The 12,859-nt window shown below is 62.1% G+C and carries 5 protein-coding genes; all 5 read left to right on the plus strand.

The window, feature by feature from the left end; translation table 11 throughout:
• Window positions 1-58 precede the first annotated feature (58 nt).
• Entirely contained in the window at window positions 59-4,567 is a 4,509-nt protein-coding gene (locus D906_RS21630; RefSeq protein WP_027615702.1) for an NEL-type E3 ubiquitin ligase domain-containing protein, read from the plus strand.
• 83 nt (window positions 4,568-4,650) lie between these two features.
• Window positions 4,651-9,096, plus strand: a complete 4,446-nt coding sequence (locus D906_RS21635) for an NEL-type E3 ubiquitin ligase domain-containing protein (RefSeq protein WP_027615703.1) — start codon at window positions 4,651-4,653, stop codon at window positions 9,094-9,096.
• Between the two features lie 122 nt (window positions 9,097-9,218).
• Window positions 9,219-10,865: an acyl-CoA synthetase gene (locus tag D906_RS21640; protein ID WP_027609684.1), complete on the plus strand. Its 1,647-nt coding sequence runs from the start codon at window positions 9,219-9,221 to the stop codon at window positions 10,863-10,865.
• A gap of 13 nt (window positions 10,866-10,878) precedes the next feature.
• Window positions 10,879-11,646: an SDR family NAD(P)-dependent oxidoreductase gene (locus tag D906_RS21645; RefSeq protein ID WP_019097505.1), complete on the plus strand. Its 768-nt coding sequence runs from the start codon at window positions 10,879-10,881 to the stop codon at window positions 11,644-11,646.
• Window positions 11,647-11,657: 11 nt separating this feature from the next.
• Window positions 11,658-12,851 carry an acetyl-CoA C-acyltransferase gene (locus D906_RS21650; protein WP_027615704.1) on the plus strand — a complete coding sequence of 398 codons (1,194 nt, stop codon included), beginning with the start codon at window positions 11,658-11,660 and terminating at the stop codon, window positions 12,849-12,851.
• Window positions 12,852-12,859: the final 8 nt, after the last annotated feature.

The raw sequence follows: 12,859 nt of genomic DNA on the forward strand, positions 1-12,859 counted from the left end.
GGCGCCGCAAACGGTAAGGGCAAGGTGGCAGGTCGAATCATGCCTGAGGATCCTGACCATGCCCCAACCGACGATTCACCCGAAACTGCTGCACCCGGCCAACGACTTCATCGCCGAGCAGTTGCCCACCTGGCTGAGGAGGGCCGGACCAAAACCACTGGCGTTGCTGCGGGCCTGCATGACGGCACATTTGCAGAGCCAGAAACGCATGGCGGCGGCCTCGCAGCAGCTGCAACCGCTTGAGCGGTTTGCCGCTCTGCACTTCGAGCAGGCGATGAAGTCGCAACTGAAGCTGGAAATGGATCTGACCAACGTCAACTGGCGTGAAGAGCGACGGCGCTTGAAGGTCAGCCAAGGCCAGCTTCAGGCGTTCGAGGCTTATTTCGTGACCGTGCCGGCCTTGCAGAAGTTGTTGCAGAACTTCATGGAAGGTGAGTCGTTCTTTACCGACACGGCGCTGATCGATGCAACCACTGCGCCTGGCGAGCCAGTGCGTGTCATCACGCAGCGCGTCGACGATGTGGTGCAGCTGTGCCGTAGCGCAGATGTCGGTCAGGCCTATCAAGACCATCTCGATCAAGTACTGACGGCCAGTTTCAAGCGCCAGCTGGCCATCGACAGGCGCCTTGAGTTAGCGGTTGCAATCGAGATTGCGGCCCTCAAAGGGCAACTTGCAGGTAGTGACCTGCGAATGCTGCGTGAAGTCGGGCAAGGCAAGCGTCCAGAGCTGTTTTCGGACCATGAGCTCAACATGAGTACGTTGCAGATCCTGGGGCACCGGGTAGAAGGCGCCATTGTGTTCCAGCTGGTGGGAACACCAAGCGGGTTCCCCGGTCTGGTCTTCAACCCCAGACGTCTGCTGAGCGTGCTGCTTTATCTGCCAGACGACCCCGTTCAGCCGCTGCGCCGTTACGATGACTGGCGTTCGGCTAACCGAGGCCTGGTGGCTGCCATGGGCAATGCCCGGTTCCGCCAGTCGATTGCACGTCGGATTGCACTTGGCGGGCAGGCGGATTATCAGCAGACGCTGGGCAAGCGCCTGCTGGATGACCAACCGGACCTGGAACCCTGCTCCGTTGCTGCAGGAAACGAAGCGTTCATCGACCTGGCCGTCGGGCATGTGCAGCGCATCAAGGATGATGCGGCTTTCCTGGCCGTGCCGACGGCGCAGGCGAACACCAGGGCTGCGTCAGAACGATTGCGAAAGCTGGAGACTGCGGGGCTGGTACTGCTGAACCTGGTCGGGTTTTTCGTGCCGGCCGTTGGCGCACTGCTCTTGGCGGATCTGGCCCGGCAGGTGCTGGGTGAAGTATTCGAAGGTGCGCGTGACTGGGCTCAGGGGCACCAGCACGAAGCACTGGAGCACCTGCTTCAGGTGGCCACTACAGTGGCTGCCGGCGCTGCGGTCGCCACGGGCGTGCAGATAGCGCGCAGTACGTTTGTCGAGCAGTTGGAGCCGGTCCTCACCGAGGCGGACAAGCAACGTCTATGGCATTACGACCTACGTCCTTACCAGGCACACGCGACCGTGCCAACCTTGACTGAACTGGATAACGGGCTGCTTAGCGATGGCCAGGCCCACTGGTGGCGGTGCGAGGGTGTGCTGTACCGGGTGCGCCGGGATACAGCGGGCACCTGGCGATTATTGCACCGTGACGGCGCGGGCGTGTTTGGCCCTTCTCTGGAGAGTAACGGTGAGCGTGCCTGGCGGCTCAGGTACGAGCGGCCGCTGGAGTGGCAGGGCAGTGAGCGACTACTCATGCGTCTATGGCCTGGCGCAGCTGGATTGAGCCCGGAGCGGATCTCGCAAATCCTTACAGTCGCGGATGTCGATGAGGCGCATTTGCGCGGTTTGCTGGTAGAAGGACGGCACCTGCCCGTAGCGCTGCGCGATACCTTGGAGCGTTTTGCCGTCGATGACAGGATCGAGGTGTTCTTTGCCGAACTAGGGGCGCAAGGCCACGATGCCGAAGCCTTGCAGTGGTGCAATGACAGATTGGGGCTGCAAGGGCTACAACTGTCGGAACAGATCCAGGCGATTCAGGCCTCTGCGCAAAACCTGCGGGCCCCGATGCTGGAGCATTTTGCCAAAGCCTACCTGGTTGATGATCCGCTGTTGGCCACGCTGAAGGGCAGTTTTGCGGGGCTGCCTGACGCCTATGCGCTGGATTTGCTCAAAAACGCCAGTGTTGAGCTACGCCAACGCATGGTGAGTGAGTCTCGCGTGCCGATGGCGTTGGCCGAGCAGGCGCGCGCGATGCTGCAGCAGGCCCGCCTTACACGGGTACGCGAGGCTTTGTTCTTGCGTAATGGTTACAACGCCGACTGGGTGACCTTGGTATTCGCCTTGCTGCGTCGCCGGAGCTTGGCGCCTGGAAGCATCAACCTGATATTGCGCGAGGGGTCAGCCTTTGGCCCTGCACTGGAAAAACTGTTCCCTGAGCAAGGCGGGACAGATCAGGGCACGGTGATGGTGTGGCGTGACGGCAGCTTTGATCTCTACGACGGGATGGGCCAGGAAAACGAGATAGCGGTGGCGCAGCCCCACGGGCTATTCGAAGTGCTGGCCGCCTGCCTGCCGTCCACTTTCCTGCAGCGTGAAGGGTGGGCTGGCGAAGGTGCTGCAGCGCGCATCCGTGTGTCGATGCAAGGCTGGCTACCGCGTGACCGCCTTGAGTTGATCCGTTTGCTAGGGTGGCGTGAAGCCAGGCCCGTTGCTTCTCCCTTGCACCGTTTGCCCGATGGGCGGGTTGGCTATTTGCTCAGCGGCCGGGGCACTTCGTCAGCGACTCAAAGGCAGGTGCTGCTGCGTCGGATTCGTAGCCTGTACCCTTCGTTCGATGACGATGCCGTCGAACGCTTCTTGCAGATGCTCTTGAGGAGCTCGCACTCGGCTTACGCCAATCTGCTGCATCAGGAGCAACAGTACCGCAGGCTTGATGAGAGCCTTGTTCGCTGGACCGATGCTGTATCCGGGCCTCAACGTGGGCAGCGGCAGCTGGTAGCAAGCGCGTTTCGCCACGCGTGGCGCCTGGAGGGTGATCGGGTTCATTTTCCCGATGATGCGCAAAGTGGATTGAGACTTGGTGTTCTCAATGTGCCGGCCGGCGGTTTGCCTGTCCTACCAGTAGGTACTGACTTTGGCCACATCACGGACCTTGCGCTGGTGGGGTTGCGGCTACAAGCTTTGCCGGCAGGTTTTCTGAACTTTTTCCCTGGCTTGCGGCGCCTGGACCTGAGCAGAAATGCCTTGCTTGCGCTTCCGCAAGGGCTCGAAATGTTGCCCCGGTTGCGCTATTTGCACCTGGCCAGCAACCGGATTCGGATGACGGCGCCCCATGCGGGGGCCTTGGCGCAGCTCGTCAACCTGCGCACGTTGGACCTGAGTGGCAACCCGTTGGGTGCGATCAGCTTGCGTTTCAACCAACTTTCCCGGTTGCGCGAGCTGCATCTGTATCGCACGGGTCTGCAGGTGGTGCCGGATGGCCTTGAATGGTGTGGCCTGCTTGAGCATGCCGACCTGCGAAATAACCAGATTTCCAGTTTGCCCCAGGCATTGATCGATGCTCCGCTGGCGCTGCGCCAGCGGCTGCTTGTAGAGGGTAACGCGCTGTCGGTGGCCGATCGCGAACGTTTGTACGCGGTACAGCCGGGACCGGGGCACTTGCAAGGGGAGGAGGCGGACATTCTGCATGCCAGGACGGCCTGGCTGGCGACTCTGGATGAGCATGATCAGTTAAACAGGTCTGGGCAGTGGGACGCGTTGAGACAGGAACCAGGCAACACGCAGTTCTTCCTGCTACTGGCAGAGCTGATTGACAGCGCCGATTTTCGGCTTGCACGTGAAGACCTTTCGCGAAGAGTGTGGGGTATGGTGGAGTCCGCCTCGCACGATACCCGGATCCGTGAAGAGCTTTTTGACCGCGCAGCGGACCCGCGTACATGCGTTGATAGTGTGGCGCATTGCTTCAGCCAGCTCGAAGTCCGCATGAGAGTGCTGCAAGTGACATTCGGGGGCGACCCGATTGCCACGCGTGATGCCCGCCTGTTGTTGGCTCAGCGCATGTTCCGGCTTGATGAGGTGGAACGTATCGCCCGTGCCGACTGCCTTGATCGGTTGGCCGAAGGGCACGCTGTGGATGAGGTCGAGGTCAGCCTGGCGTATCGCACGGGTTTGGCGAGCCGCCTGAACCTGATAGGGCAACCGCGGACCCTGCAGTTCCGTGCCATTGCCGGGGTTACGCAGGCACACCTCGATCAGGCATATGCGACCGTGCTGCGTGCTGAAACGGGTGTAGAGCGGGTTCGCTATATCAGTCAGCGAGACTTCTGGGCGCCGTACCTGCGTGTCAGGTATCCCGAGGCGTATGCGCGGATCTCCGACGATTTCGACACGCGGATGGATACCCTGGATCAGGAGAAGGAAGCCCTGAGCAGTAGTGACTATGTGAAACGCTGTGAGCAGCTGAAGCGGGAAAGGGAACAGGCGTTCGATGCACTTGCCCTGCAGCTGACCGAGCAGGAACTGAACATGCCGTTGCAGGACCGCCCGCGCCAGGGCGTCTGATCTGCCCGCACCCGTTCCCTCTGCATCCTGGTCAGGCAGTTGAGCAACATGGTTGGCTTCGTCCAATAGCTGGGGAACCAACCATGACCACCAACGCGACTGGCCACGATCAATTCATGGCTGCCAGATTACCTGAGTGGCTCAAACGTGCTTCAAAGGGCCAGATCAATACCTTGCGTACCAGCCTGAACGCGCATCATGCCAGCCAGGCGCGCCTGCGTGGGCTCACCGTCGAGCTACTGCCGCTCCAGCCGTTTGCCGAGAAACACCTGCTGGCACTGCTGGATGCACCGTTGCCTGATGGGCAGGCGTTTGCCCAGCTCGAATGGCTGAGGGTTGCTCCGCGGTTCGGCACTCTGCCAGGCACATTGCAGCAGACGTACGCGTACAGCCAAACACGTGAAAACGGGTTGCTGCGGCTGATGCGCAACTTCGCTGCGAATACAAGCTATTACATAGGTACCGGGCTGGTTCTGCCCGGCAGCGATAAGCCCTTGAATGCATCGCTGGACGCATTGATTGCGGCTTGTCGCGATCTGGACGTTGGCCAGAAATATCAGGACGAGCTGGAAAGGATCTTTCATCCGGCTACTCAAGCGATGCTGGCTGCAGACAAACGTTCGGGGTTGAAACTGGCCACCGAAATTGCAGCTTTGCAGGGAAACATAAGCGCCGATGTACAGATCGCCTTGCGTGAGGTGGTGGACCACGGTGAGCCGCACCGACAGCAAGGGTTGACGGGTGACCCGATGCTGCTGAAGGCGCTAGGGCAACCTGTGGCCGACGGGTTGCTGATTCACCTGCGTGACAAGGCAGGGAATGAACGGGGCATCGTCCTTTACCTGGCGAGTGATCCTCGGCAAGCGCTGCGTTTCTTCGACGATGCGCTCGCCATGAACAGCATGCTGGCATCGCTGTTGAAGGAGCCATCGTACTGGCAGTACTTCACGCAGCTGATCAGCATCGAGCACCGTGCAGCGTTCGTCAGCACCCTTGGCAAGCGCCTGAAGGACGCACTACCGGACCTGGCGCTTGAAGGCACGGCACCGGGCGGCGGGATTTTCACGGAATTGGCGACCCGGCAAGTGCAAAGGGTCAAGAATGATGCCCGCTTGTTGCTGGTACCAACCGCCGACGCTGATAGCCAGGCCATAAGCGCCAGACACGCGCAATGGAAGGCTGCGGGTCTGGACCTGATAAACCTCGCCGGATTGTTCATTCCCGTCGTGGGCGCCTTGTTGTTGGGTCAGTTGGTTGCCCAGACCTGCTCGGAAGTGTTCGAAGGGATAAGGGACTGGTCGAGCGGGCACCAACATGAAGCGCTGGAGCATTTGCTAGGGGTGGCCGAGACCTTGGCGGCCACGGCTGCGACAGTGGCGGCGGTCAGTTTTGTGCGCAGTGCGTTTGTCGCGCGCCTGGAGCCGGTAAGCCTTGGGAATGGGCGCGGTCGGCTATGGCATTTCGATCCCGCGAATTATCGCTCCATGCCGGGCTCTATCGGTCTGCTGGAAGAGGGAAGGTATGGTGAGGATGAACGTCGCTGGGTCCGTATCGACGGGCGCTATCACGAAGTGCACCAGCCGATCACTGGCGGCCCCTATCGCTTGCGTCATGCAGCGGGTGAGGGTGGCTACGGGCCGGTGGTGTTGCACAACGGTGAGCGTGGCTGGCGCCTGATGCGCGAGCAACCGCATGGCTGGCAGGACCCTGCACACATGCTGGATGCTTTGTGGCCACAGCATCCCGCTGTCGATGCGCATCAGGCCGAGCAGATACTGCGGGTCGCCGATATGGATGAAGATGAGTTGCGCGGGGTGCTGGTGGAGGACCGACCGGCTCCCGTGAACCTCGGGCAAACTCTGCGCGCCTTCCAGGCACATGCACGTATTCAGACATTTTTCGAGCGCGTTCGGCTGAAGGCATTGATGCCATCCGACAGTGAGCTGTTGACCTGGAGTGAAGGCCGGCCAGACGTTGGGGTAGGGCTGGAGCAGTTACTGGCGCACGAGGCCGAGTTGCGCCCGCAGCTGTTTGCCCACCTGACAGAGCAGCCGCTTGTGCAAGGTCCCTTGAGCTTGTTGGTCAAACGGGACTTCCCTGGCCTGCCGGCCGCCTACATAAACGAGCTGGCCGGCCAGGCAGGTGAGCTTGAGCACGAAATGGCGCGGGTCGAGCAGCGCCTGCCTTTGTCGTGTGCGAAGCACGCCCGTTCGCTCCTGCGCCTGGCGCGGTTGAACCGGGGGCTGGCCGGGTTGTATCTGAGCACGGCCTATAGCGACGTCACCGGCGAGCTGGCCCTTGCGTTGCTGGATACCTTCGAGCTTGACCAGCTCGACATCGACTTGCGTGACAGCGCGATTGATGGGCGGTCTGTCAAGCACCTTGGTAGCGGCGGGCAGAGCGAGGCGGAAAGGGTACTGGTCCGCCATGAGGGCAGGTTTCAGATCTACAACGGGTTGGGCGAGCAACAAGCGGTTCCGCCCGGCGAACCTGGCTGTATCTTCGAGGCACTCGTTGCCGCCCTCACGTCTGAACAGCGGACGGCGATGCAGTTGGCGGGCAGTGCTTCGGCAGGCCAACTGCGTGCGCAGCTTCTGGAGCGGTTACCCGGATCCCATTGGGGTATCGCACGCATGCTCGGTTGGCCGGAGCAGGGTGCCTGGTTCAATCCAGGGCGTCGCCTGGAGGACGGGCGGGTGGGCTACACGCTCAGTGGCCGCTCTTCAGCTGCCCCCCGCGATGAGCGGGCAATCGATCGTAACCAGTTACGATCGCTTTATCCTGGCCTGGATGAGGCCGCGCTGGAGGTGGAACTGGCGCGTTTGCAAGCAGGCTCGCAGCCCGTGCTGGAGCGCCTGGTGGTGTTGCAGGATCACCATGATCAGCTAACGCAATACCTGAACCGCTGGGTCAGTGCCGAGCTACAGGAGGGGCGGCAAGCCGCACGCAGGTTGACGGCCGATAGCATATTGCGAGCCTGGCGACTGCAGGGCGAGCCTGTCTCGACCGGCTCAGGGCAAACCCAGGGGCAGCGCTTGTCGTTGAGGGGTTTGCATTTACGCACGCTGCCGGCACTACCCCCGCAAATCGACTTCCATCGCATCACCGCGCTAAGCGTGAACGACAGCTTGGTTACAGACATTCCGGTCGATTTCCTACGTCCCTTCACTGCCTTGACGGACCTCAATCTCAACAGCAACGGCTTGATGCGCATACCAGTGGGTGTTGCACATCTGCCACATATTCAAGTGCTCCGATTGGCGCATAATCAGATAAGGCTCGATGCTCAGGCAATCGGCATTCTGCATGGCCTGCCAAACCTTACGCATCTTGACCTCAGCTACAACCGGCTGGAAGCGTTGGACATGAGCTTCCATCATCTCTCCCGACTGAGAAGTCTGAACCTGCGCCATTGCCGTCTCGGCGCCTGGCCGCGACGCTTGGAGCTGTGTGGCCTGCTTGAGTGTGCTGACCTGCGCGACAACCAACTGCGTGAGGTGCCGGCGGAAATCCAGCAGATGCCGCATGCGTTTCGGCGTGCCATTCTGATAGAGCGCAACCCCTTGTCGCCCATGCAACTCCGTAGATTTTACGCGCTCGATGTGATCGAGGAGCATCGGCACTCGCCTGAGCAGTCATGGACATTTGACCTGGCCCGGACTCGCACGCTTTTGGCCGAGCATGAGGATGCGGCGGTTCGGGCGACGCGAGAGGCCGTGTGGCAGCGTTTGCTGGCGCAAGCGAATAGCAGTGGGTTCTTCAGGTTGTTGGCTCGCCTGGAAATGACGGCTGACTACACGGGCGCTGGCGAAGGACGGGTTGCGCTGGTTGACGGAGTATGGGCATTGCTGGCCGCACTGGACAACGACCCCGTGCTCTGCCGGCGAATTTTCGAATGGGCTGACGCGCCGCTGTCGTGTTCGGATGCTGTCGCCAGCCGGTTCAGTGAATTGCAGGTGCAGGTCAGGCAGGCGCAGGCTGAAGCAAACGCGGTCAATCCTGAAAGCAGCAATCAGCTGCTGGAACTGGGCCGGCAACTGTTCCGGCTGGATCAGGTGGAGGGGATTGCCCGCCAGGATTACCGGCAGCGTCTGGCCGCCGGTGAGCCCGTTGATGAGTTGGCATTGGGACTTGCCTACAGGATACGACTTCGCAGCCGTTTGCAGCTGCCTGGTCAGCCGTACGCCATGCGCTATCCCGATGCTGTCACGCTTGCACAGGCCCGGATAGAGGATGCATTTCGGCGGGTTAACCACGCGCAGACCATCGAGAACTTGACCGATAGCCTGAGTCAGCGGGCGTTCTGGAACCGTTACCTGCGCCAGCAGCATGGCCGCATGTTTGATGCCATCCGTGCAGACTACTCGCAGCGCATGCTTCGGCTGCAGGCTCAGCGGCCTGCGTTGTCGGCGATGGCCCTTGAGCAGCAGCAAACTCGACTACGGGAGCAACAGGGCGTCGATATCGAGCGCCTGGTCGCGGCGCTCACCCAGTCCTACCTGCGCGCCGCAGAGCGCGGGCAGGGGTAACGAGAGGCGGCCAAACCGGTCATCCAGATTGACAGCTTTGGCCATTGCCGCCGCGCTTGAGCGGCGCGAACATCGTTGGACCGATGGTTTAACTCCAAAAACAAGAAACCAGGAGTCTGACGATGCGCGATTACGCCGAGGCCGCCCGTGCGTTCGACCATGCCAATGCTGTTACGGCGGCATTGCATGGCAACCTCGAAGCCCTCAATGCCTGTGTCGAATGTTGTGATCGGCATGCCGGAAGCGGCAAGCTGGCGCTGATTTACGAAGACCGCGATGGCAACAGCGCGCGCTACAGCTTCGATCAGCTCAAGGCGCAGGCTGCCCGGTTTGCCAATGTGCTCAAGGCGCAGGGGGTGGAGGCCGGAGACCGTGTGGCGGGGTTGATGCCGCGTACGCCCGAACTGCTGGTCACCATCCTCGCCACCTGGCGCCTGGGGGCGGTTTACCAGCCGTTGTTCACGGCGTTCGGCCCCAAGGCCATCGAGCACCGGCTTGAACAATCCCATGCCCGAGTGGTCGTCACCGACAGCCAGAACCGCGCCAAGCTGGACGATGTGCAGGCCTGTCCGACCATCATCACCGTCAGGGCCCGCAGCGGTGAGCTGGACTTCCAGCAATGCCTGGAACGCGCAGCGGATGCATGCGAGCCGGTGATGCGCTCAGGCAACGATCCGTTCCTGCTGATGTTCACCTCTGGAACCACCGGCCCGGCAAAACCATTGGAAGTGCCACTGCGGGCGATTGTCGCGTTCCAGGGTTACATGCGCGATGCCATCGAACTGCTTCCCGAGGACAACTTCTGGAACCTGGCCGACCCGGGTTGGGCGTATGGCCTGTATTACGCCGTTACCGGCCCGTTGTCGCTAGGGCACGCCACCACCTTCTACGATGGCCCGTTCAGTGTTGAAAGCTGCGCCCGGGTGATCGACAAGCTGGGCATCACCAACCTGGCTGGCTCGCCCACCGCGTACCGTTTGCTGATTGCTGCGGGCAATGAATTCTCGGCGCCGATCAAGGGCCGCCTGCGGGTGGTCAGCAGTGCTGGCGAACCGCTTAACCCGGAAGTGATCCGCTGGTTCTCCGACGAACTGGGCGTGACCATTCACGATCACTACGGCCAGACCGAACTGGGCATGGTGCTGTGCAACCACCATGGTTTGAGGCACCCGGTGCACCTGGGTTCGGCCGGCTTTGCCATCCCTGGCCACCGCATCGTGGTGGTGGACGAGCAGGGTAACGAACTGCCGGCCGGCCAGCCGGGCATCCTTGCTGTCGACCGTGAGCAATCACCGTTGTGCTGGTTCGGTGGCTACCAGGGCCTGCCGACCAAGTCCTTCGTTGGCAAGTATTACCTCAGCGGCGACACCGTCGAGCTGAACCAGGACGGCAGCATCAGCTTCGTCGGCCGCAGCGATGATGTGATCACCACCTCCGGGTATCGGGTTGGCCCGTTCGATGTGGAAAGCGCGCTGATCGAGCACCCGGCGGTGATCGAGGCGGCGGTGATCGGCAAGCCCGACCCGGAGCGCACCGAGCTGATCAAAGCGTTCGTGGTATTGGCCCGTGGCTACAACGGCAGTGCCGAGCTGGAGGAAACCTTGCGTCAGCACGTACGCCAGCGGCTGTACGCGCATGCCTACCCCAGAGAAATCGAATTCGTCAGCGAGCTGCCCAAAACCCCGAGTGGCAAGCTGCAACGCTTCATCCTGCGTAACCAGGAAGTCGCCAAACAAAACGCGCAACAGGCCACCCCTGCCAGCGCTTGAAAGGAAACCGATCATGCAGATAGCCAACAAACACTTCATCGTCAGCGGCGCCGCCTCCGGGCTGGGTGCTGCGACTGCGCAGATGCTGGTCGAAGCCGGCGCCAAAGTCATGCTGGTCGACCTCAATGCCCACGCTGTCGAGGCCAAGGCCCGCGAGCTGGGTGACAACGCCCGCTTCGCCGTGGCTGACATCAGTGACGAGCAAGCGGCCCAAGCGGCTGTCGATGCGGCTGTCAGCAGCTTTGGCAGCCTGCATGGGCTGGTCAACTGCGCTGGCATCGTCGGTGCCGAGAAAGTGCTGGGCAAACAGGGCCCGCATGGCCTGGCCAGCTTCGCCAAAGTCATCAATGTCAACCTGCTAGGGAGCTTCAACCTGCTGCGTCTGGCTGCGGCGGCCATGGCCGAAGGGGGTGCCGATGAAGGTGGAGAGCGTGGCGTGATCATCAACACGGCGTCGATTGCCGCCTATGACGGGCAGATTGGCCAGGCCGCCTACGCCGCATCCAAGGGCGCCATCGCCAGCCTGACCTTGCCGGCCGCTCGTGAGCTGGCGCGCTTTGGCATCCGCGTGATGACCATTGCCCCGGGCATTTTCGAAACACCGATGATGGCCGGCATGACCGAAGAAGTGCGTGCTTCCCTGGCTGCCGGTGTGCCATTCCCGCCGCGTCTGGGCCGTCCACAGGAATACGCTGCACTGGCCCGTCACATCATCGAGAACAGCATGCTCAACGGCGAGGTGATCCGCCTCGACGGCGCACTGCGCATGGCAGCCAAGTAAGGAGAGCGAACATGACCCTCGCCAATGACCCGATCGTAATCGTCAGCGCCGTGCGCACGCCCATGGGCGGCCTGCAGGGCGACCTCAAAAGCCTGACCGCGCCACAACTGGGCAGCGCGGCCATTCGCGGCGCCGTGGAGCGCGCCGGCATCGACGCTGCCAGCGTCGAGCAGGTGCTGTTCGGCTGCGTGCTGCCGGCCGGCCAGGGCCAGGCACCGGCGCGCCAGGCGGCGCTGGGTGCCGGGCTGGACAAGCACACCACCTGCACCACCCTGAACAAGATGTGTGGCTCGGGCATGCAAGCCGCGATCATGGCCCATGACCTGCTGCTGGCCGGTACGGCTGACGTGGTGGTTGCCGGCGGCATGGAAAGCATGACCAACGCCCCCTACCTGCTGGACAAGGCCCGTGGCGGTTACCGCATGGGCCACGGCAAGATCATCGACCACATGTTCATGGACGGCCTTGAAGACGCCTACGACAAAGGCCGCCTGATGGGCACCTTCGCCGAGGATTGCGCCCAGGCCAATGCCTTCAGCCGCGAAGCCCAGGACCAGTTCGCCATCGCCTCGCTGACCCGTGCCCAGGACGCGATCAGGAGCGGCCGCTTTGCCGCCGAGATCGTGCCGGTAGAAGTCACCGAGGGTAAGGAAAAACGCGTCATCAAGGACGACGAGCAGCCGCCGAAGGCGCGCCTGGACAAGATTCCGCAGCTCAAGCCTGCCTTCCGCGAAGGCGGAACGGTGACCGCAGCCAACGCCAGCTCGATTTCCGATGGTGCTGCCGCGCTGGTGCTGATGCGCCGCTCCGAAGTCGAGAAGCGTGGCCTCAAGCCGCTGGCGGTGATCCATGGCCACGCCGCATTCGCCGACACCCCGGCGCTGTTCCCGACCGCGCCGATCGGTGCCATCGACAAACTGATGAAACGCACCGGCTGGAACCTGGCCGAGGTCGACCTGTTCGAAATCAACGAGGCCTTCGCGGTGGTCACCCTGGCGGCCATGAAGCACCTCGACCTGCCCCACGACAAGGTCAACATTCACGGCGGCGCCTGCGCCCTGGGTCACCCGATCGGTGCCTCTGGCGCTCGCATTCTGGTCACCCTGCTGTCAGCCCTGCGCCAGAACAACCTGCGCCGCGGCGTGGCGGCCATCTGCATTGGCGGCGGCGAAGCGACGGCCATGGCCGTCGAATGCCTGTACTGAGGTGAACC

The sequence above is a fragment of the Pseudomonas sp. LAIL14HWK12:I1 genome (assembly GCF_003202095.1).
Classification (GTDB): domain Bacteria; phylum Pseudomonadota; class Gammaproteobacteria; order Pseudomonadales; family Pseudomonadaceae; genus Aquipseudomonas; species Aquipseudomonas monteilii.

Excerpts from the sequence above, each read along its gene's own strand:
- D906_RS21630 (WP_027615702.1), top strand. The coding sequence starts at position 59 with ATGCCCCAACCGACGATTCACCCGAAACTGCTGCACCCGGCCAACGAC.
- D906_RS21635 (WP_027615703.1), top strand. The coding sequence starts at position 4,651 with ATGACCACCAACGCGACTGGCCACGATCAATTCATGGCTGCCAGATTA.
- D906_RS21640 (WP_027609684.1), top strand. The coding sequence starts at position 9,219 with ATGCGCGATTACGCCGAGGCCGCCCGTGCGTTCGACCATGCCAATGCT.
- D906_RS21645 (WP_019097505.1), top strand. The coding sequence starts at position 10,879 with ATGCAGATAGCCAACAAACACTTCATCGTCAGCGGCGCCGCCTCCGGG.
- D906_RS21650 (WP_027615704.1), top strand. The coding sequence starts at position 11,658 with ATGACCCTCGCCAATGACCCGATCGTAATCGTCAGCGCCGTGCGCACG.